This window comes from Microcoleus sp. T3_D1 (genome assembly GCF_036700405.1).
In the GTDB taxonomy this organism is placed as follows: Bacteria; Cyanobacteriota; Cyanobacteriia; order Cyanobacteriales; family Microcoleaceae; genus Microcoleus.
On sequence record NZ_JAUBOV010000026.1, the window covers coordinates 61,113 to 83,495 of the forward strand.

A 22,383-nucleotide genomic window follows, 5' to 3' on the forward strand; every position below is an offset into this window, starting at 1 on the left:
AAATGCTAACTTGAATTTTGAGGAAATTATATGACAGCAGTGATTGCGGAACATATTGAAATTACTCCGGGTGTTTGTGGCGGTAAACCGCGCATTGCCGGACATCGGATTAGGGTTCAAGATGTTGTAATTTGGCACGAAAAGATGGGAATGTCTCCTGATGAAATTGTGTCGCGGTATCCTACAATTACTTTAGCAGATGTATACGCAGCCTTGACTTATTACCACGACCATCTTGAGGAAATTCGACAACAAATTCGAGATAGCGATGCTTTTGTGCGGGAATTGCAAGCAAAAACTCCTTCCAAGGTACAGCAGAAATTGAGAGGGCAGAATCTTGGAAAAGATCCGATTTCATTGTGATGAACAAGTCGAACGGGCGATCGCAGAAGCTTTAAGAAGGCGCGGTATTGATGTCACGACTACACCAGAAGCCCGACTTTTAGGTGCTACCGATGAAGAACAGTTAGCTTTTGCCATTTCTCAAGAACGAGCAATCTTTACCCAAGATGATGATTTTTTGGCAATTCATCAGCGGGGTTTAGAGCATTGCGGTATTGTTTACTGTCACCAAAACAGCCGTTTACTTGGTGAAATTGTGCGCGGTTTGATTCTGATTTGGGAGGTACTTGAACCGTCGGATATGCAGAACCATATAGAGTTTATTTGAAAAGGTCGATCGCCCTTTTTTGAGAAAAATTAATAAAGGTCGATCACCCGATCGCACTCACGACAGCCCGTCGCACTCAAAAACCAACCGTCACTTATCTATCTGGAAGAAGGCGCTAGTTTTATGCAGAACGCGGCCTAATCTTCAGAAAATTTGACAAATCGCAAATTTGAGTCGGGAAAAGTTGACTCAGGAAGGGCGATCGCCCTTGGTTGAGAAAAAGGAGTAAAGGGCGATCGCTTAACTCAGGTAACAAAAGAATTCATTAAACTGATTATGAGTCTACGAATTTGCCCGATTAACCGCATCTACTGGGTTAATGCTTTGACTGTAGTGTGGAAAGCCTTTATTGTGCCATCCTGGACGTGCATCAAAGTGAAGGTGATCGCCAGTTGCGTAACCTAGACGGCCTTCTGTTCCTACTTGCTGACCTTTGCTCACGGTTTGACCTGTGCTAACATTCCTGGACTTCATGTGTAAGAACCTGAAAGTGATGTTGCTCTTTTGATTGTAGAGATATACTAACCCGTGAGCTGAATCAATTCCAGTAACAACTCCCTCTACAGGAGAATAGATAGGTGGATTTTTGCGGAGGGATTGACCTGTAGCAGCAAAGTCAATTCCAGGATGCGTACAGTCTGGATGAACGCTTCCCCAAATATCACAGTTCTTAAATCCATAATGCGCTGTAACGGTAGCGGAAACACTCCCATATAGGAGTTTTTGAAGACCTGCTAAATTAACTGGACTATTGCCACTGCCACCACCGGAACCGGGTTTTGGCTCAACAGGCGGAGTAGGACGGTGGACTGTTGCTGTTTGACCATTGAAAGTAATGTAACCCCCTTCAAAGTTTTGACGAGTAACTCCTCCTTCCTGAAAAGGATCGCTAGTGGGATAACCTAACCAACCGGGGGCACCGTTGTCGGTGTTACGGTAAGCTTCCCAGATTTTGCCAGAAACATAATAGAAGACTGTCGTATTGTGACGGCGCATCAGAATGCCCCAACCATTCGCCCCGCCATCAAAATCTTGGACATAACCATTACCCCACAAATGAACGTTATTAGTGGGCACACCAACTCGGTCATAGCCCCCATGTTTATTAAAAGCATCAGGCAATTCTATGCTCTGGTTATTGTTAGCTTCAAGACCGACAACAAAATCAGAAGCTTTCTCCATGCGAAGTTGAGCCGTTGCACCCCCACCATACTCCCGATATTTCAATTGCACTGGATATTGACCGGGTTGAGTAAAAGTTCCATAACCAGTTGTCTGTGTTGCCACTTCTATCATTTTGTCAATGGGTGCTTGACCATTAACTTCCACTTTAAAACCGTCATCGTGGTTGCCAACAAAGCGATAGGTTCCTCGGTCAAACGGTCGATTCGTCGTCCAGCGCACCGAGAAATTGTCAGCTTGCACCCCAGGCCCAGGGCTACCAAGCACCCATTGTTTATCCAAATTACTAGCTGAAGCACTATCACCGCGAACCATAGCAGGACTTCCTGCCCAATCCCGATTATTGAAATATTCACCCCGCCAACTATCAGCAGGAATAGTCAAACGGTTGTTGAAATATTCGTAGTAAGTGGGATTCGTCATTCCCGGTGCCCAGAACAACTTTCCATTTGGCAAATCGAGTTCATAAGCACCATTGCCCAAATCCTTTTGAGAAGACAAAGGATAACCCAAAGCATTAGAACCACCAGCTTTTTGATAAGCCTCCCACAACTTGCCGAACACATAGCTAACAGTGGAACTTCCCGATTTTTTCAACAAAGCTCCCCGCCCCAAAGTACCTCGGAATTCCTGAATTTTATTACTCAAAGGGTTCGGCGGTAACTGAGTAATCGCAACTCCGATCGCGCTTGTACCTAACTGAGTTGCAAAACTATTGTAGGCAGACTGCAAAGCAGGATCGATCGGGTAATTAGGGCTATTAGGAGAGTAATCCCAATCTAAATTCAGATAAGCTGGTGCGACATCTTCCGAGTGTTCGACTTGCAGCGTATGCAGTCCAGCCGGGAGAGTAATTTCTACTTCGTGACCGTTAAAAGGCGGATTGTTCCAGCGGTCAATAACCTTTTCACCATTAATATACAATCGCGCCCCGTCATCAGCTTGCAACTTGAACTTATAAGTGCCAGCAGGCAATTGTCGGTGAGTTGTCAGTCGCGATGAGAAATTATCCCTTTGAATTCGGCTGTCAGGGCTGCCCTCACCCCAGTTTAAACTCAATCCTGGGGTAGCAGAACGATCCGCGCGAGTTACAACAGGTGCCCCACTCAAATCTCGATTATTGAAATACTCAGCCACCCAAGGTTCCTGTTGAACTAAACCGATGACACCTGGGCCGAGTATTGGCAAAAATCGTAACTTCTGCCAGCTCAGCTTATTCGCTGCAATCCCAGCATTTTCAAAATGCTCGACTCGAATTCTGTGATGACCTTTATCCAGCGAAATTAGCACCTCATTGCTAACAAATGGTTGGTTGCCCCACTTATCAATGACCAGCTTATCATCCACCCATACCCGGACACCATCATCGGCTTGACTGGTAAACTTGTAAATTCCCGGCGAATCGAAATAGCGAGTTGTTGCCCAACGATCTGAAAAATCGTCGTCACCAATGGGCACGCCCGCTTCATGGCTATTTCCCCAATCTTTATCTAAGAAACTCGTTCCGCCACCGCGATTTCCAGCGAAGTTGTTATCATTTAGATCCTTCCCTCGATAGAACTCACCAGCCCATTCTTTAGGAGGATTTGCTTGTTCCCACTTCAGCGTATTAGCGGCCGCAGAACCATTCTCAAAATACTCCACCATGACCTGATGGTATCCAGGCTCAATAGCTGCAAAAGCTGTTTTCTTTTCAAACGCCGAGTCTTTCCATTTGTCAATAGTCAGTTTGCCGTCCACATAAACCCGTACTCCATCATCAGCTTGATTGATAAAGTTGTAGATGCCACCGTCAAAATAGCTAGTGGTAATCCAACGCGCCCCGAAATTATCTTCTTTAATTCCTCTGGTATTGGGCGGCCCCCCTTCACCAGCCGCGAACCGCAATTCACCTTTTTGTTCGTATTGCGACCACTGCGGAGAACCAACTAAATTCTTATTGTTCCAATACTGACCGTGCCAGTCCGAAGTGCTACCATGACCGCTATCTGGTGGCAAGCTTTCTATTGCCTTAGTATTGTAAGCAATGGTTGGCATTCCTTCTTTATAAAGAATGTAACCTCTCTCAAAATTCTGAATAATCCAACCGTCACCCAGACCTATTTCACCGCTAGTGGGGAATCCCAGAAAGCTGTTTTCTGCTCCGAGCTCGAAATATTTTCCAGCCATCCCGCCAAAGATAGGGAAGGTTCCGTTTTTAGACTTGAGAATGGCACCCCCTTGGAAATTTTGTCGTTGGCCAGACTTAGTGAAGTAACGGTCAGAAGTCGGATATTTTAAAATACCGTCAGCACCGCCAGTTGCTAAAAGGGTTGTCCAGAAATCGTTGCCAACCCAGTAAGAATTATCGTTGGCGTTTGACTTCATAATCGCGCCTTTGCCGTCAGAGCCTCCCTCAAAATCTTGAGTGTAGCCTTGGGTCCAAGGATGGACTTTATTAATCGGATAGCCAAGTTTGGAAATGCCGCCATTGCGCTGATAGCTGTTGAGATAAGTGTCGTGAACTGCTCCGCCATCGTAACCGACTGGACGCAATTCACCTGTCCAATTTTTCAGAATATTTGACGCTTCCCACCGCAGGTTATTAACTGCATTTCCAGCATTTTCAAAGTATTCGACAACTATTTTATGTTGACCCTTCGGTACGGCGACAAAAGCATCATTGCGAGCAGCAGCTTGGTCTTTCCACTTGTCAACAACTTTGACACCATCAATGTAAACTCTCACGCCATCATCTGCCTGACTGATGAAGTTATAAAAACCGCCTTCAAAATTGCTAGTGGTTTCCCAGCGGGCTGAAAAGCCATCCGCAGGAATTCCAATAGTCCCGGATGGAACTCCTCCAGCAGAAAATCGCAATTCTCCTGGTGGTTCGGCGCGAGTAAAAGTTGGATTACCTGAGAGATTTTTGTTATTCCAAAATTGCACTTGCCACCCCCCTGTGCTGCCGTGAGGCGACGGCAATACTGTAACGGGCTTTGGAACCGGAACTGGCAGCAATGGCAACGCACTCGAACCCAAAGCGTACCAACTTTGCTGCCCATTTGGCTGCACCATCAAATATCCGTTCTGGTAGTAGTGAGTGGTTACTTGATTGCTGACTACTGTCTTTATAAACGAGCCTGCATTAGCTGGCACTTTTCCTTGTCCGGGTAAAAGGGCAGGGGGGAGAGGTTGTGGCGGCGCTTGAACAGGTGGTAGCGGGGTAGATCCGGGTGCATTCCCGAAAACAACTGCACTTGCCATCCAGTTATTTGTACCTGCGATCCGATACCACCGCTCATCGGGTGTTCCTAGTTGCTCGTCAGGAATGCGCTCCCCATAAGTCCAGCCGTCAAATTGGATAGTTGCTTGATAAGGCGAGACACTCACGATCGCAAAATTAGTTCCGGGGCCCGATCGCACATTTGCACCATTAGTCGGCATTACCCAAGCAGAAAAGTTGGCTGATTCGACAGTGGGCCACAAGGGACTAGCAGCCGCTCGTTCGCTAGGTGTTACCTTCCCTTCACCACTCCATGTTTCAGGAACTAACATTGCTGATACGTCATACTCTTGCGGTATCGTAGCTAGAGCCAAAGCGACAGCAGCTTCTAAATTTACCACTCCAGCACCCGTCTCGCCATCCCAATTGGGAGTCTTTAAATCAGTAGCTGTATCCTTGATGATTTGAATTACTTGGCGATAACTCAAACTTGGATTTGCCGCCCAAACTTGCGAAACAGCACCCGTGACTTTCGCTGTCGCTACCGATGTTCCGGCCATTGTCCCGACACCATCACCCACTGTGGATAACTCTGGATGCTGAACAGTTCCTCCCGGTGCCAAAATATCTAAACCTTGACCGTAGCTGGAATAATTTGTGCTATCGTAAGCTTTGGAAAGTGCAATTTCATCATTAACCCGATCGGCCGCACCAACAGTAATGATATTGTCAAATTCTTGGGAAGCTTGACCCAAAACTGACATCACACCGCCATCGTTACCAGCCGCAACTACCATCAATACTCCATTTTGACGAGCATATTCGATCGCACTTCTTTCCTCCGGCGTAAATTCATAGCGAGTTGTTGTCGTACCATCGGGATTAACTTGAGTAAGATCCATACTCAAATTAATGACTGCATTCTTTGTCCCGGAAGCTTTGACAAAATCAACATATTCAACTAATGAATCTGCCCATTTTCCAGAACCGATCGCCCTTCCAGCCCAAATAGGTGCTTTTTCATTAATGCCGTCAATACCAACACCGTTGTTTTGAGTGGCGGCAATAATTCCTAAAACATGAGTGCCATGTTCGTTGCCTTTACCAGGTTCTAATCTGGAGTCAGCATCGCCATCTACCCTGTCTTGTCCCCAAGTAATTCGCGAGTAGTCAATATCAGGATTGTTGCCAGCAAATCCCGTGTCAATGACTCCGATTATCGGCTGATCGGCAGCAGAAAAATCGAATTGTGCTGTCTCAATCGACGGTAATGGTGGCTGGATGGGCGGTATGGTTAGTCGATCGACAGTCTCTTCCAGGCGATCGACTAAAGCCACAATCTTATCGGAAACAGTAGTTGATTCATTGAAAATCATCAACTTTTGAGTCACGCTTTCCAAACGGGCAATCAAAGTCTCGTTGCTGCTATTCCCACCCGGCTCGTCGGCACTTCCCAAGTTAGTCAAACTTTGTTTCATGCTTTCCAATCGCGCTATCAAATTGGCCGAAATAGAATAATCTACTTCAGAACCCGTGGGAAAAACATCAATAGATGGTTGGGGATTTTCAACAGTAGCGGAATCATCCTCTGTTGATTCATCAACTATCGGCCAACTCGGCAAAGACTCTTTTGGAATCACCACATCACTAACAGCCGGAGTCTCGGCAATTATTTCCTTCGTCTGCGACTCTTCACTCTTGTTAGCAGTCGTCAATTCCAAAATTTCCCAATCAGTTTCTTGCAGGGGCAATGAAGGCTTAACTTCCGCAGTCTCTTGACTCTCAACAGTCGCTGTTGGCTGACTTTCCTTCACCGTTGAATAAACACTACTTTCAGCCAAAGTAACTGTGGATATTTCAGCTTTCTCAGTCTCTGTCAACGGCAATGACGGCTGCTTATCTTCAGCAGTTTCTTTACTCTCAACCGCCCTCGTGGGCAGAATTTCCTTCACCGACTCTATAGGGTTTGCGGCTACAACAACTTTAATAGGTTCAGTTGTATGTACGTCCGTTAGTAAAGCCGGATTCGATTCCTCTTTCGCCTTAGTTTCCGCTGGCAACACTTCCGATTTTGTCTCTACCTTTGTCAGACTTTCCGCTGGCAAAACTTTGGGGTTTGTCTCTACTTTTGCCTGACTTTCCGCTGGCAAAACTTCGGAGTTTGTCTCTACTTTTGCCTGACTTTCCGCTGGCAAAACTTCGGAGTTTGTCTCTACCTTTTCCGTTGGTGTCGTTGCAGCAACTTCCGTCTCACCATTAAATTTGGCTGGCAAAGTTGGCGTTGCGGCTGCTTCGGTAACTTTGTCTTTTACCTCAGTTATCGCTACGGGAAGAGGCGTTTTCTCAACTGGTAATTTTCCCGTTGAATCCGCCACAGTATCTTTGCCCGAAGTTGGTGTATTTGTCGCACCTGCTGTTGGCTTTGTATCTACCTTGTCGGTTATTTCAAGCTGAGTATAATCACCAGAATTATTCGCAGTATCTTTGACTTCTTCCTCAGTCGTCACCGCTGGAGTAGTAGGCTTTTTATCTACCTGATCCGTTGTTTCAACCTTAGTCGAATCACCAAAATTATTCGCAGTATCTTTGACTTCTTCCTCCGTCGTCACCGATGGAGTAGTAGGCTTTGTATCTATTGTGTCGGTTGTTTCAACCTGAGTCGAATCACCAGAATTATTCGCAGTATCTTTGACTTCTTCCTCAGTCGTCACCGCTGGAGTAGTAGGCTTTGCATCTACTTTGTCTGTTGTTTCAACCTGAGTCGAATCACCAGAATTATTCGCAGTATCTTTGACTTCTTCCTCAGTCGTCACCGCTGGAGTAGTAGGCTTTGCATCTACTTTGTCGGTTGTTTCAACTTGGGTTGCATCAGTAGTATCTTCGTCGGTAGTAGTGGCAGGCGCTGGAGTTTGTGGAGTCTCTATATCTGAAGTTGATGGATTCAGAATTTCCGTTTCTAAATCATCAAGTAAATCGGATAATTCAGCATCTACATTTGGTTTTGGTTCCGGGGTAATGTAAGGTTTCGCATAAGCAATAAGTGCCTTGCCCAAATCAGTTTTCCGCCACTCTTTATCGGGGTTAATCACACTATCCACCAAAGCAGTTGTTGCCGTCGCACCCCGCACTTGGAAAATGAGATCATTGTAATCCCTGTCAGTCCCCGAATCTAACCGCATATCCTCCATAACAAAGGTATTGCCTTCTCCCGTGACATCGGCAATTTGACCAAAGTGAAATCCCTCCACAGGATTCGCCATTGCCATAGAAAATAAAGGACGTTGATCGCCGCCAACAGTCGGATTATCGTAGACGAATTTGACACTACCGTTGGGTACCAACATCACCCCATATTTACCCCCAGGAGTTACGGCAAAACTCTTGACTCCTAAGTAGACTCCTTCGTTGGCATTATTCTCTCCTAAGAAACCGGAAAACCGTGCACCTTCTGTAGCATCATTAATCACTACATGACCTTTCACCGAGTTACTTAAAGAACGCGCAGCTACTTCTTTAATGAATGCTTCCGAACCGGGTTCAAATTTGTCTAAATCGTCTAAGCTGAAAATAGCTAACTCACCTTGGAACCTCCCACCATCAAATGTGTAGTCTACACTTATTCGACCAGTTTCATCGGTAGTAAATACCCCGGATGTAAAGGGAGAAATTAACTTTTTGTCCGTAGTCGGTTCTGGTTCTTTTTTGGTTTCAGTTGTTGCTACGGTAGTAGTTGAATTCTCTTTCTTTGTTTCTTCCCCGTTGCTAGTGTCAGTATTTGTTTCGTCCCTTGGCTTGCTGGAATCTGGGGAAATAGCAACTAAAGTCTCGCCTGTTTTTTGTTCTTGAGTGGCGACAGTTTCGCCTGCAACTGCATCTGTTTTGGTGGCGGTTGTGCTATTTAGATTGTTTGTGGCAACAGTTTCGCTGGGTTTTTCGGCGGTTGAAATTGCAGAATCGGTTGGTGGTTTGTCTGGTGGAGATGTAGTCTCTTCACTTGGCAGTTTTTCGCTAGCAGATTCACTTGTTGCTACAGGTTTTTCTGGTTCAGATGTGAGAGTTGTTTCGGAGTCTGTAGTGACTGGTTTGTCGGGAGTTGTTGATGTTTCTGTGGCAGATTCAGTCGTTGCTACAGGTTTTTCTGGTTCAGACGTGAGATTTGTTTCGGAGTCTGTAGTGACTGGTTTGTCGGGAGTTGTTGATGTTTCTGTGGCAGATTCAGTCGTTGCGACAGGTGGTTCCGGTTCAGATGTGAGAGTTGTTTCGGAGTCGGTAGTGACTGAATTTTCGGTAGTTGTTGAGGTGATTTCTGCCGCCGATTCAGTCGTTGCGACAGGTGGTTCCGGTTCAGATGTGAGAGTTGTTTCGGAGTCGGTAGTGACTGGTTTGTCGGTAGTTGTTGATGTTGTTTCTGCAGTCACAGTCTTCTCATCAACAGGAGTTCCTGTAATTACATCTATGTTTGCAGTGGGTTTTTCCGAAGTTTCGGCGCTGTTTGAGGGAAGTGGAGAATCTGATTGTGCACCGATGAGGGTGTCTGCGTCGGATGATTTTTGAGTGCTAGTTGGTGCTAAATTCAGCGTGTATGTCATGTCGCCGCTGATTTGCGAAGCTTTGACTTTGAGTGAATAGTCTCCGGCTACTAAGCTGTCAGCGCTAATTCTTTCTGCCTCGGTTCCCGCGTTGGTGGAACTGTAAAGTGGTGCGCCACTAGAGTTTAATAAAAATACGTCGGCATTCCCGCTCAAACCGTCGATCGTGAATTTGAAACTTCCCGGACTGTTGATGTTAAATTTGTAAAGGTCAAAAATATTTGTAGTGTCAACACTACCTGTGTAGCTTGTGCTGTCAGTCAATGCCCCGATGTTAAGTTCAGTCATACTACCCCTGAAAAATAGTTGGTTGAAAATGCTCTTAATTATCTATCTGGGGGAAGTTGAGGTTTTTATGCGAAGCGCGGTGAATCGTTACATAAGTTTACATTAGGGTTGCCGATCGCCCAAAATTTGCAATCTACCCGCATTTAATTTACTGGTGATTTTGCTTAAAACTCCTGTGGGGAGTAGGGGTTGGGCATCCTGCCCGCCCAAAGATGCTATGCAAATACAGAAAAGCTTAGTTGCGCTTAGGTGTTGAAGTGGCTTTGTGCTTCGCGTGCACCCTACAAGTGCGATCGCCCCAGACAATCCCTTATCCCCTACAATAAACAAGCAATTATTATATTTTGAGTTATCCTGTGAGTCCTACTGCCGAAGTCAGCAATACCCTAAATGCGGGCGCTCTACCAACCGTTACCGCTACCGCAGCCCGTCGCGCTGTTTTTCCCTTCACTGCAATTGTTGGTCAGGAGGAGATGAAACTGGCGCTGCTGTTGAATGTCATCGATCCTAAAATTGGCGGGGTGATGATTATGGGCGATCGAGGTACTGGTAAATCTACCACAATCCGCGCCCTCACTGATTTGCTGCCGGAAATTGAGGTGGTGGCTGACGATCCTTTTAACAGTCATCCCAGCGATCCAGATTTGATGAGTGATGAGGTGCGCGATCGCACGATGTCTCAAAATGACATTAAAATCGCCCGCAAAAAAGTCCAAATGGTAGATTTACCTTTGGGCGCGACCGAAGACCGAGTTTGCGGTACGATCGACATCGAGAAAGCTTTGTCGGAAGGTGTTAAAGCTTTTGAACCCGGCCTTTTAGCTAAAGCTAACCGCGGCATTCTGTACGTTGATGAAGTCAATTTGCTCGACGATCATTTAGTCGATGTTTTGCTCGACTCCGCCGCCAGCGGTTGGAATACTGTTGAAAGAGAAGGCATTTCGATCCGCCACCCGGCTAAGTTTATTTTAATCGGTTCCGGGAATCCAGAAGAAGGAGAATTGCGGCCGCAGTTGCTGGACAGATTCGGGATGCACGCAGAAATTCGGACTGTAAAAGACCCGAATTTAAGAGTGGAAATTGTCGAACAGCGATCGAGTTTTGACCAAAATCCGCCGGAGTTTCTCGCGAAATATCAGCGCGAACAAGATGATATGCAGCAGAAGTTGGTGGAAGCCCAGGAAAGGTTGAAATCGGTAACTATCGATCGAGAGTTGCGGGTAAAAATCTCCCAAGTTTGCGCGGAATTGGACGTAGACGGGCTGCGGGGCGATTTGGTGACGAATCGGGCTGCGAAAGCTTTCACGGCTTTGGAATGTCGCACAGAGGTGACTGTGGACGATATTCGCCGGGTGATGACTCTGTGTTTGCGGCACCGGTTGCGGAAAGACCCGCTAGAATCAATAGATTCGGGGTATAAAGTGACTAAAGTGTTCGATCGGGTATTCGGCCTAGAAACAACTGAGGGGTAATTAATAATTGGTAATTGGTAATGGGTAATTGGTGGTGATGAAGCATTCCCCAAATTTTCATACCTTATTTCCCATTTCCAATTACTAATTCTGGCAATGGAAAAACGAATTTTAGGATTAGATCCGGGCTTAGCAAATCTTGGCTACGGGGCAATTTCCTGTCAAATTGTCCCCGGCCAACAAGATAAAAACAGCGTTTCCATGATTGATTGCGGCGTCATACAAACAACGCCAAAACAGGAAATGGGACAGCGCTTGAAAACAATTTACGACGATTTGCACGAGGTAATTGAACAGATTAAACCTGATATAGCAATTGCCGAAAAACTGTTCTTTTACAAGATGGGAAATACCATACTGGTAGCGCAAGCGCGGGGCGTTTTGACCCTAGTATTGGCGCAGTGTGGAGTGCCGCTGTTCGAGTTTACGCCGGCTCAAATTAAGCAAGCTTTGACCGGCCGCGGTAATGCGGATAAATCCGAAGTGCAAGAGGCCGTGGCGCGGGAGTTGGAGTTGGGTTACATTCCGAAACCCGACGATGCGGCAGATGCTTTGGCGGTGGCTTTGACTGGTTGGTACGATGATGATATTTGTCCGAAGAAAATAGAGTTGGAAACAGGAAAAATTTAATCTAATCTTTAGTCTCGCGTTGCGCGGACTTGGTTTGTGTAGTAGCGATTTCAATCGCCGATTCCTAATTCCCGTTCAAATCATGGGCAAATTAAGCACAAATCCGGGCAAGACATCTTCTCCCGATAAACTTACAGGAAATTGTACAATCTCTACTTGGCGAGAAGGGCGATAAATCTCCACTTTTTCGTCTAGAGGATTAATTAACCAACCCAAGCGTAAACCGCTGTTTAGATACTCCTGCATTTTCTCCTGAAGCGGCCGCAGCGGGTCTGGGCGCGATTCCCTACGGGATAGCTTCGCTTCACGCAATTCTATGGCAAAATCAGGACAAATTGGCGGAAATTTCTCTTGTTCTTCTGCTGTTAAAGCAGACCATCTTTCTAAGCTAACCCAAGCGGCGTCTGGAGCTCGATAGCCATTATTAGGCAAGCGAAAAATTGTAGAAGAACTAAACACTCTCCCTAGCTGCGTTTTACGGTTCCACAAGCCCAAATCTGTAATTAAATAGGCTTTTCGATTGCCGCTGACTCCGCCTACGGGTGACATAATAATGATTTCTCCTTTAGGTGTCCGTTCAAATTGCCAATCTCGATTCATCTGGCATAAACGGTAAAACTGTTCGTCTGTTAGTTCGACAGTATCTAAGTTTAAAATAATGGTTGTCATTTTATTATCTTTCCTCTCTTCAGTCCGGGAAGGCGGACTTTGTTGTATGTGTAGAAGCGATTTCAATCGCCGCTTAATCTATTTTAGCGCCCTTTTCTTGAGAATCTCTGTTTTGAATCAATCCTATGTTGCACCATTTTGAAGAATAGGTTTTCCGGCCTGTTTCACAAATAGTTGATTTTGGGGTAGGGAGTAGGGTTGGGGGAGCATCTCATATTTGTAAAAACACTTTTTCTGCCTCTTTCCTTCTTCCTCTTTCCTTCTTCCTCGCAGCAAGAGAGCCTCCTGCCTAAAAACTCCAATTTCTAGGTGGGCTGCTTTCATTGAGATGCCCCCGTTCTCGCCCTCCAAGAATCGAGTCGCCAACCTCCGCAACCAAGCCGCCAAATCACCATTTTTAATCCGTTTGGCGATTAAGAATCCCACAACATCGCCTCTTCCCCAGCCCTCATTCACCCCTTCGAGAAGTTCCATCAACTTCGCCTCGTATTCCGCATCAGTCAAAGTTGGCCGCGGTTGAGGAGGTGTCGGTTGAATCTTCGGGGGAGTCGTACCCAATAGCCGCTGAATTAATTGTTTGAGGAATCGCCAGATTTTATCTAACATTGGTGAGATGGTGAGGCGGTTGTTTTTTTTGATTGTAGCAACAATTGCCGGGATTCGTCGTCAGTCGGATAGTCCGTCAGGGGTTGAAAAGGCGATTCGGATTTGTCGTTAGTCCCATAGTCCGCCAGGGGTTGAAACCCCTGTCTCATAGCGAAAGTCCTCTGAAGAGGACTGAAGATGTGCACAATGTTAATTAAGGGTGACATTTTGAACATGATTAATTACCAGTGAAATCCTTCTCATCAGTCCTATGCAAGAGGACTTCAGCTATGAGACGGGGGTTTCAACCATCGTCGGACTTCGCCACATCGCAATCTAACATTGTGAAGATGATTAATTAGCATTTAAATCCTTCTCATCAGTCCTATGCAAGAGGACTTCAGCTATGAGACGGGGGTTTCAACCCTCGTCGGACTCCGCTATGAGACGGGGGTTTCAACCACATTGAACTATTGCACCAGTGATAAAATTCAAACAATCAATCCCAACCTCAAAAAAAATGCTATAATAGCAACTTTAATTGCTAAGCTTATCCCCAAGCCGAAAACACAGGAAAATAATATGGTAATTATTACCTCACAACAAATTGCCCAATTTCGCTCGCAATTAGCCGAATATCCCGAAGCCCTAAAAGCCCTAGACGCAATCGAAGATTGCGAAGGTAACATCGAAGATGCAGCGATATCTCTAGCAATTCAAGCCGGACAAGAACCGAATATCTCAGAAAATTGGTTAGACGGATTGGCCAAAAGATGCCGCGTTGCTATCTGCCAATCTGAGGTTAAAGAAGAGTTGACAGACGGACAATTGAATGCAGCATTTAGAGATTTAGTCGCAGCAAAAATTTGCCCTGATATTTTGGTGACTTCGGTGATTATTTATGTATTTAAAACTGGGGTGAATGAGTTTTGCGAACCTCTAGAATATAAACTGTAAAGCCATCAATGCCTTGAAAAAGTACGTGAAGCAAAGCTATCCCGAAGGGTAGGGAATCGCCCTCATTTCTCAAAACATGATACAACGAGGCGATCCTCTTCGAGGGCTTCGCTAACGCACTTTTTCTCTACCCCTTTGCACTACTGTACCCAGCCGGCACCAAATCCGGCGACAAACCCAAAGATTTCCCCAGCAAACGAGCAAGTTGCACTAAAAAATTAGCAGTATCTTCGTCACCTTCGCGGGCCATTGAAGCCGATATCTGGATTAGCATTTGCACAAATCCCGCATCAATTAAATCGGAACAGGAACTCAAAACCTCTGGTTCTTGGCCGTTGGGACAGGTAAGCACTCGCTCGATTAAGTTCAAATAAGCCTCTTGGCGTTCTGGATTCATTTTGGGAGGGTTTGTACAGTAAATAATTTATTATTACGCTTAACTGATTCCTGTCAATCAGGCGATCGAATATGCGATCCCCGTCTTTCCTCTAGAAACTCCATTCAGTCAGGAATAGACAGAAGCTTAAAGAAAATCTTAAGTTTTTCAATGCTAGTTTAGTCGAGGTAAGATGCGCCCAAGAGCACCCTACTATTCAAGGGAATTAGGAATATAAAAAATGAAAATAGGAATATTTTTAGGAAATCTAGGAAACCCCGTCATCTACTATCCCAAACTAGCCAAAATCACCGGCGGAGTCACAGCCAGTATTTTTCTGTGCCAATTATTGCAATGGCAAGCAGAACATTCCTACTCCGGCGAATGGGTGAAAACTAACAGCGCAGAAATAGAAAAAGCAACGGGTTTAAATCAGGAAGAACAGGAATTAGCGAGAAAGCAGCTCAAAGTGCGATCGCTCCTCAAAGAAAAATTAACAAATCCCCACACGGACACCCTAGAACTCTGGGCGGACATTGACGCTTTCGAGGAAAAACTCAATAACTTTTGGACATCCAATCCTGCCGGAATTATACCACAGACAACCCACGAAAGCAACAATCGCCCTGTAGAAATAATCCCCGAAACATCACCCCCAAATCATGTAGTTAAAACCGACAAATATTTCGGGCAACCCCGCCAGCAAATAGCCGTTGCTGTCACCCCGAATTACCGATTTAGCGGCCCTTGGAATTCCCAAGAAAAACTGCACAACTTTCAGCGAGCTTTAGAAGCATATGCTCAAGAGCGTAATTTAGGATTTGGCAATCCTTCGGGATGGGCATTTAAAATTATTGACAGCATGACAAAAGGCTTAACCTCGACTTTCTGGGATGAATTTATCGCCGGAATCCCTTTAGGAGAAAGTCAGAAAGTCCAGCGGGATTGGGAAATCGAGCCAGAAGTGCCTTATCCTGCTTTTGAAGAGGAGCGAATTCAGTATTACGTGCACAAAGGCGAACCGCTAGAAGCAGCAGTCTCCAAAGCCCGTGCTGACTTGAGAAACCCGGTTTTGGGCAAAGATTTGTGGGAGGGATTTTTGCGAAAGTGCGATCGCCTTGCTGATGATGCACTCAAAGCAAAACAGCAGGGCGTTGACACACCATATCTGCCCTCTTCCTTCAACGAAAAACCGCAAATCACCAAGGATAGCGTTATGCGGAAGTTAGGGGCGATCGCGCCTCAATCGGCCCTCAATCAATCCACATCTGAAACAATTGCTGAACCGCCAAAACTCGAACAAAAAGAGCCGCCAACCGCCGCCGAAATCCCCAGTATTTCCTCTTTGCAAAAAGCTTACCAAACTCCTCTGGGCCGAAGTATTGTTGAAAAACAAATCGCTGCAAACCCAGAATGGGGCTACGAAATAGTTGACGGTGAAATAGTCGAATCAATCCCTTTTTAATGAGGCTGATATGAAACGAGTTAGCGATATTAATCCGCTGGGGGAAGAGCGACCCAATCCTTCTGAGGAAACTCGGGAACAACTGCGGCGGTCAAGATTGCAGCGACAAAGAGATGAAGGATATCAAAAGTTAGTTGAACTCTGCAATTTAGGTGAGTATGACATGGCCCAGCAGTTGGCAAATCGCAACTCTAATTGGGGTTATGAAATAGTTGATGGAATTGTGATGGAAAGGATAGATTAGGTTCGCAGTTATCCCATTTGTCACTTTCATGGGTGGGCAAGATGCCCGCCCCACAAAAAATTTAATATGTCGTGGAACAGGCATCTTGCCTGTTCCTAATAATATGGGCCGGCTCTCCGGCATACCCCACAAGAAACTTGATATGTTGTGGAACAGGCATCTTGCCTGTTCCTAAGAATGGTAGAAATTGACTATCACAATCTCTATGTTAAAATTATAGCTAAAACTTAAATACCTCTCAAACATGACAACAACTATTAATGCCAAAAACCTAACATTAGCAGAAGTACACCGTCTGTTCGGCTTTCAAAAGCAGTACACGAACTCCTTTACCTCTCTGTTATCCCTTGAAGATATCACAGAACACGAACAGCAGGAACTTATACAAATTAGGGATGATTTCGATGACTACATTTCAACGGATCGAGTTTCTGAAGGACTGGTAAAAGCTCTGACTACCTTTCCCCTAATGCGATTGGCTGGCTTCTACCGCCGCCCGATTAAAATTAGTTTAGAACAAGACATCGCCGAAATTAGCATTGAAGATGAAGATACTATCATTAAAGGACGCTTTGATATCTTGGCTGTCAACAAATTAAAACCCATCAGAAGCGATACATATTTTTGGGTTTTGGTGATTGAAAGTAAAAATTCTGGAATTAACGCATTGATGGGTTTATCCCAATTGCTAACCTATGCTTATCAAAATTTAAAGTATCAAGACACAATCTGGGGTTTGACAACCAACGGAATGCACTATCAGTTCGTCAATATTCAGGGGGGCCACAACCCAACCTATCACCTAATGCCTTTGCTAAACCTGATGGAGTCCGACTCTTCAATTTTGTTGCTGCAAGTGTTAAAAGCTATTTGCAAACTATAAAAAAAGAGGCAGAGAAAATTCTCCGCCTCAAATCTGCAATGACTGTTAACCTAAAAGTTAGATTAGCCAGCCAATACTTTTTAGTAGCCTCTGGTGTTAGGCTTGTGCACGATGAAGCTGAGCACTTGGCATTGCTTCACGTTGTCAAAACCCATGACGCGGATATAGCAGCTAGGATTTTCTTGGCGGCAAGCTTGAACTTCAGCCATGATTTCTTGGACGCTGCGAGCACCAAACAAAGGCAACTTCCACAAAGTCCAGTAGCGCATTTCAGCGGCAGAGGTTTCGTTGAATTCTACGCCGGGAATGTAGCCTTGATCCAAGATGTATTGGAGTTGCTTGGCAATTTGCGCGTCTGTCAGCGGGGGCAAATAGGACAGAGTTTCGTAACGACGCTCTTTAGGTAAAGTCTTCATTTTTTGTATCTCTAAGGTGTGTGTTCGATCGCACTTGTCGATCGATTAACTCGACAAATTATCCAGATTCGGTTCAGAATCTATTGATGTTTCAGGATTACTGCTAGAAACAGACCAATTAAGTTGCGTAGTTCGCTCTAAATGCTGGCGTCTGTGTTCCATATTCGCCTGTTGAATGCCAGTACAAACCATTTCTGGCAAATATTCTGTCACATCGTGAGCCAGATACTCTCGCACAGTCATGATCCGAAAGCCTAAATCTTGATTTTCCAAAAGCAACTCTTGAATGTAAGCTTCTCCATCTTGGATTTTGCCCTTAGTGGAAAACTCATTCAACCAGATTGCCAGAGGAGGATTGGTTTCGCTCAACTGAGCGACCACCATCCGCACGGATTGATAGGTTAGGTAACTTGCCAGCACCTTAGCGGTGTCTTTCGCAACTTGTTTGAGATCCATTTTTGACCCCAGCCCCCTCAAATTTTAGATTTTGGATTTTAGATTTTGGATGCAAACTTACTTGTAAATCTTCTTCAAAGATAAAGACTTCCCAGCAAGTTTGCGACCTAAAACCTAAAATCTCAAACCAAAAATCCTTAAAGGGTATCCATTGCCTCGAACTCAAACTTGATTTCTTTCCAGAGTTCGCAAGCAACAGCCAGTTCAGGAGACCATTTGCAAGCTTCGCGGATCACGTCGCCGCCTTCGCGCATCAAGTTGCGGCCTTCGTTACGAGCTTGGACGCAAGCTTCCAAAGCAACGCGGTTAGCAGTTGCACCAGGTGCGTTACCCCAAGGGTGGCCCAAGGTGCCGCCGCCGAACTGCAAGCAGGAGTCGTCGCCGAAGATTTCAACCAAGGCTGGCATGTGCCAGATGTGGATACCACCGGATGCAACTGGCATGACACCAGGCATGGAGGCCCAATCTTGGGTGAAGTAAATACCGCGGCTGCGGTCTTCTTCGATGTGGTCTTCGCGCATCAAGTCTACGAAGCCCATCGTGATGCCTTTTTCGCCTTCGAGTTTGCCCACAACTGTACCGGAGTGCAGGTGGTCGCCGCCGGACATCCGCAAGCACTTGGCAAGCACGCGGAAGTGGATACCGTGGTTTTTCTGACGGTCGATAACTGCGTGCATGGCGCGGTGAATGTGCAGCAAAATACCGTTGCGGCGGCACCATTTGGCCAAGGTCGTGTTTGCAGTGAAACCACCGGTCAGGTAGTCGTGCATGATGATGGGGGTTTTGATTTCCTTAGCGAACTCAGCCCGCTCCATCATTTCTTCGCAGGTAGGGGCAGTTACGTTGAGGTAGTGACCCTTGACTTCGCCGGTTTCTGCTTGGGCTTTTTCAATAGCTTCTTGAACGAACAAGAAACGATCGCGCCAGCGCATGAACGGTTGCGAGTTGATGTTTTCGTCGTCTTTGGTGAAGTCCAAACCGCCGCGCAGAACTTCGTAAACTGCACGACCGTAGTTCTTAGCAGACAGACCCAATTTGGGCTTAATTGTACAACCCAGCAAAGGACGGCCGTACTTGTTCAATTTGTCCCGCTCAACGGTAATACCGTGAGGAGGGCCTTGGAAGGTTTTCAGGTAAGCGATGGGAATCCGCAAATCTTCCAAACGCAGAGCGCGCAGAGCTTTGAAACCGAACACGTTACCGACCAAAGAGGTCAGCAAGTTGGTGACGGAACCTTCTTCAAACAAATCCAAAGGATAAGCAATGAAGCAGATATATTGGTTGTCTTCACCGGGAACTGGTTCGATGTCGTAGCAGCGACCTTTGTAGCGGTCGAGGTCGGTCAGGAGGTCAGTCCAAACAGTCGTCCATGTACCTGTAGAAGATTCAGCAGCCACAGCAGCGCCTGCTTCTTCTGGGGGAACTCCCGGCTGCGGTGTGACGCGGAAGGCAGCCAAAATATCTGTATCTTTCGGCGTGTAGTCCGGCGTGTAATACGTTAGTTTATAGTCTTGAACTCCGGCTTTATACCCAGCCTTTGATTGAGTTTGGGTTTGCGCGTAAGCCATATCTCGCTTCCTAGTATTCGCTTAATTTTTTTGCCCGATCGCAGGCTGTTAAAAATATATCAACAAAGTGTCACTCTCCAATTTTAATATTCTTTTAATCATCATAAGTATTGTTTATTTTGCTTTACATTCCGAAAATATTTGTAACATATCTTATGAAATTCCCGTGGCGAAGGATGCAGGAGGAAAGGCTGGGGATCGCAGAGTGGGGGGGGATTTCGATCGCGCGAAAGATATGGTGCAGCGAGCAGAACAGCGGTTCAATACGATTTATGTAAAGAATTTAATACTTAAAAATCAGAATTGGTAAGGGGTAATCGGCAAGGGGGAAGTAGTTAGAAATACCTAAAGTTATGGTTGGGAGTTAAGATCGATCTCAACTGTGATCCAGTATGCAATCCAAAATCCCAAATCCAAAATCTAAAATCCCGTGACTTCCAGACCGCGAAGTCAAAAATCGACAGCATAGCACATAATATGGACAGGACTTGTGCTCTCAAACCCAATCCGTCGTTACAGCCATTTGACCAGGCTGAAAACCGGGTTTCTGCGTTAGCGGCGCGTAAGTCTACTATGGATATTTAGCCCCATTTTTACTCTGGTTGTGCCTCACCCCCCTTCAAAAGCCGTCCACTGCATCAATCCAGATTGCCCAAGGCCCTACCCTCAGACTTGGGGCAACAATTTTTGTCATAGTTGCGGGGCTCCGCTGCAGCTAAAAAATCGCTATGTGCCTCTAGAAAGCCTCGCTTCCGGGGGTTTTGCAGCAATTTTCACAGTTTGGGACAAAGAAACTGAAACCGAGCGCGTCCTGAAAGTGTTGCTCGAAACTGCCCCGAAAGCGCTGAAACTGTTCGAGCAAGAAGCTTGGGTTTTGGCCCATTTGCAGCACCCAGGCGTCCCTAGAGTGGATGCTGACGGTTATTTTCACGTCCAAACGCAAAATTTTGCAGGCGGCGAGGGAAATCCTGCGGCGAAGCAGCTGCCTTGTTTGGTAATGGAAAAGATTCACGGCAAAACTTTAGAAGAGGTTCTCGACGAGCACCCTCAAGGATGTCCGCAGGAATGGGTGTTTAGTTGGCTGAGTCAAGCTGTGGAAATTTTAGAGGAGTTGCACAGGAGTCAGATTATTCACCGCGACATTAAACCCTCAAATTTGATGCTGCGAGACCCGGAATCGCCCCAAGTTCTGCTTAGCAAGGGTTTGGGCGGACTGCAATTGGTGACGATCGACTTTGGGGGAGTTAAACACATGGGCGGTGTCGAACCGGTGGGGAAAGATTCTCCGAGTTCGACGCGGTTGATTTCGCCCGGATACAGTCCGCCGGAACAAATTGTGGGAGGCGGTGTAGTGCCGGCAACGGATTTTTATGCGCTGGGGCGGACTTGCATTCACTTGCTGACAGGGAAGTATCCGGCGGAAATTGAAGATCCGATGACGGGGGAGTTGCGATGGCGCCACATTGTATCTGTGAGTCCGCCTTTGGCGAATTTGTTGGACGATATGGTGCGATCGAACCTGCGGGAACGTCCGGCGACTGCTGGCGATGTTCGGGCGCGTTTGCAGGAGATTTATGCTAGGAGTAAGGGCAAAATCGCGATCGCCCCAATGGGTCAAGCTATTGTAGAATTCTGCCGGCAAGTAGTGGTGGCGGGGGCGCAAAAAACGGGAAGTTTGATGGTTGTGCTGTTCGGCGCGATCGCCCAAATCGTGGTAGCTTCTCTGGATACAGGCTGGGAAATGGTGCTGGGTGCCGTTGGTGGAAGTGCGGGGGCGATCGGCGGTTTGGTTTTGGGTTATGCTTCGCCTATTGGCCCGGAAATTGCCAGTTTTCTAAATGAAGGTTTGCAGCAATTAATTCCTAATATGACTTTCGCTGTCGGGCCGGAAGTGCTGCTGTTTGGATTTGCGGGGTTCGGAACTGCGATCGGTTTGACGGATGCGGGGAGTTTTCGCCAGCAAAAACAGTATTGGCTGTCTGGATTAATGGGAGCTCAGGGCTATTTGTTGGCGGGTTTGTGCTGGATGGAAGCAACAGCTTCTAGTGGTGTGCAGGGGGTTATTTTGGGAGCTTTTGCGATCGCCTCTATGACTGTGGGAATGGGTTTGCGGAGTCATCAATTAGTTCACGCTTTGGTAGTGGCTGTTTTCTCTACGGGAATGTTTCTGTTTCTGAATGCGTGGAACATTTTTCCGGGGAGTTTCTTTGGGATTTTGTCACTGTCTAACGTTACCTTCGGCTGGCTGCAAGTTTGGGGCTCAATTGTGTTTTTTGGTTTGTTGGGAAGTGCGATCGGGCTTTGTTTGGGAGTTAGTCATTATTTAGTTGTGCCCGTGCTCCGGTGGTTGGGCTGGAAGTAGGAATTAACACCAAATCACTATGCTAATCGAGTGGTTATCAATTAAGTCTGTCTCAAGATTTTCAATGGTTGGTGCTGTGGCGATCGCCCTTGTCCTCAGCAGCCCCAATCTAGCCAAAGCCGAATCGCGCGATCGAGCTGTTGATAGATTAACGGATTTCTTGTGGGAGCATCTCAGTTATGCAATAAGTAGAAATACTCAGAGAAAAAGTATGAGAGAATAGGACAAAAGATAAAAGGAAAAATAGATGACAGCCGAAGAAAGTAAAATCTTACAAAAACATTTGCAAGCTGCTGCCGCCATACTTCTCAAGAATACACCAAAAGAACAACTCAAAGACTTTGCTAGCATTGAACTAGCAGTCAG

General features: G+C 46.1%; 18 protein-coding genes. 11 read left to right on the forward strand and 7 right to left on the reverse strand.

Going from position 1 to position 22,383, the window contains the following annotated elements; translation table 11 throughout:
• Positions 1-30: 30 nt before the first annotated feature.
• Entirely contained in the window at positions 31-363 is a 333-nt protein-coding gene (locus tag QT992_RS14185) for a DUF433 domain-containing protein (RefSeq protein WP_333054723.1), read from the forward strand.
• Positions 338-670, forward strand: a complete 333-nt coding sequence (locus tag QT992_RS14190) for a DUF5615 family PIN-like protein (RefSeq protein ID WP_333338987.1) — start codon at positions 338-340, stop codon at positions 668-670. Before QT992_RS14185 ends, QT992_RS14190 begins: the two co-directional genes overlap by 26 nt.
• Positions 671-952: 282 nt before the next feature.
• Here QT992_RS14190 and QT992_RS14195 read toward each other — a convergent pair whose 3' ends face one another.
• Entirely contained in the window at positions 953-9,934 is an 8,982-nt protein-coding gene (locus QT992_RS14195; protein WP_333377138.1) for a PA14 domain-containing protein, read from the reverse strand.
• Between the two features lie 356 nt (positions 9,935-10,290).
• Between QT992_RS14195 and bchI the strand changes: the two genes are divergently transcribed.
• Both bchI and ruvC read left to right on the forward strand, forming a co-directional pair.
• Positions 10,291-11,406, forward strand: a complete 1,116-nt coding sequence (bchI, locus tag QT992_RS14200) for a magnesium chelatase ATPase subunit I (protein WP_333338995.1) — start codon at positions 10,291-10,293, stop codon at positions 11,404-11,406.
• 96 nt (positions 11,407-11,502) lie between these two features.
• Positions 11,503-12,036, forward strand: coding sequence for a crossover junction endodeoxyribonuclease RuvC (gene ruvC / locus QT992_RS14205; protein WP_333338998.1), 534 nt, complete (start codon positions 11,503-11,505; stop codon positions 12,034-12,036).
• 75 nt (positions 12,037-12,111) lie between these two features.
• On the opposite strand, the gene QT992_RS14210 is transcribed toward ruvC, so the two are convergent.
• Both QT992_RS14210 and QT992_RS14215 read right to left on the reverse strand, forming a co-directional pair.
• On the reverse strand, positions 12,112-12,705 hold the full coding sequence (locus QT992_RS14210) for a Uma2 family endonuclease (protein WP_333339001.1): 594 nt from the start codon (positions 12,703-12,705) through the stop codon (positions 12,112-12,114).
• 123 nt (positions 12,706-12,828) lie between these two features.
• Entirely contained in the window at positions 12,829-13,311 is a 483-nt protein-coding gene (locus QT992_RS14215; protein WP_333319009.1) for a hypothetical protein, read from the reverse strand.
• Positions 13,312-13,872: 561 nt separating this feature from the next.
• On the opposite strand from QT992_RS14215, the gene QT992_RS14220 reads away from it, so the two are divergent.
• A complete protein-coding gene (locus tag QT992_RS14220) occupies positions 13,873-14,247 on the forward strand; it encodes a hypothetical protein (protein ID WP_333319049.1) in 375 nt (124 codons plus the stop codon).
• Between the two features lie 127 nt (positions 14,248-14,374).
• Here the strand turns inward: QT992_RS14220 and QT992_RS14225 are convergent, their stop codons facing one another.
• Entirely contained in the window at positions 14,375-14,644 is a 270-nt protein-coding gene (locus QT992_RS14225; RefSeq protein WP_333339004.1) for a hypothetical protein, read from the reverse strand.
• Between the two features lie 220 nt (positions 14,645-14,864).
• On the opposite strand from QT992_RS14225, the gene QT992_RS14230 reads away from it, so the two are divergent.
• From QT992_RS14230 to QT992_RS14240, 3 genes are all read left to right on the forward strand, one after another.
• A complete protein-coding gene (locus QT992_RS14230; RefSeq protein WP_333339006.1) occupies positions 14,865-16,088 on the forward strand; it encodes a hypothetical protein in 1,224 nt (407 codons plus the stop codon).
• 10 nt (positions 16,089-16,098) lie between these two features.
• The gene (locus QT992_RS14235) at positions 16,099-16,332 is read left to right on the forward strand and encodes a hypothetical protein (RefSeq protein ID WP_333339009.1); all 234 of its coding nucleotides are present in this window, start codon (positions 16,099-16,101) and stop codon (positions 16,330-16,332) included.
• 244 nt (positions 16,333-16,576) lie between these two features.
• Entirely contained in the window at positions 16,577-17,215 is a 639-nt protein-coding gene (locus QT992_RS14240) for a restriction endonuclease subunit R (protein ID WP_333319002.1), read from the forward strand.
• 80 nt (positions 17,216-17,295) lie between these two features.
• Here QT992_RS14240 and QT992_RS14245 read toward each other — a convergent pair whose 3' ends face one another.
• The 3 genes from QT992_RS14245 to QT992_RS14255 all read right to left on the reverse strand — a co-directional run bounded on the left by QT992_RS14245 (position 17,296) and on the right by QT992_RS14255 (position 19,655).
• A complete protein-coding gene (locus tag QT992_RS14245) occupies positions 17,296-17,631 on the reverse strand; it encodes a ribulose bisphosphate carboxylase small subunit (protein WP_190745620.1) in 336 nt (111 codons plus the stop codon).
• Positions 17,632-17,676: 45 nt separating this feature from the next.
• Positions 17,677-18,087 (reverse strand): RuBisCO chaperone RbcX, encoded by a 411-nt coding sequence (rcbX, locus tag QT992_RS14250; protein ID WP_333258351.1) that lies wholly within the window; start codon positions 18,085-18,087, stop codon positions 17,677-17,679.
• Between the two features lie 137 nt (positions 18,088-18,224).
• Positions 18,225-19,655: a form I ribulose bisphosphate carboxylase large subunit gene (locus QT992_RS14255; RefSeq protein WP_333045238.1), complete on the reverse strand. Its 1,431-nt coding sequence runs from the start codon at positions 19,653-19,655 to the stop codon at positions 18,225-18,227.
• Between the two features lie 67 nt (positions 19,656-19,722).
• On the opposite strand from QT992_RS14255, the gene QT992_RS14260 reads away from it, so the two are divergent.
• The 3 genes from QT992_RS14260 (at position 19,723) to QT992_RS14270 (ending at position 22,240) form a co-directional block, all read left to right on the forward strand.
• Positions 19,723-19,965, forward strand: coding sequence for a hypothetical protein (locus QT992_RS14260; RefSeq protein WP_333319000.1), 243 nt, complete (start codon positions 19,723-19,725; stop codon positions 19,963-19,965).
• A 294-nt stretch (positions 19,966-20,259) separates the two neighbouring features.
• Entirely contained in the window at positions 20,260-22,017 is a 1,758-nt protein-coding gene (locus QT992_RS14265) for a serine/threonine-protein kinase (RefSeq protein ID WP_333339013.1), read from the forward strand.
• Positions 22,018-22,036: 19 nt separating this feature from the next.
• Positions 22,037-22,240: a hypothetical protein gene (locus QT992_RS14270; protein WP_333318996.1), complete on the forward strand. Its 204-nt coding sequence runs from the start codon at positions 22,037-22,039 to the stop codon at positions 22,238-22,240.
• Positions 22,241-22,383: the final 143 nt, after the last annotated feature.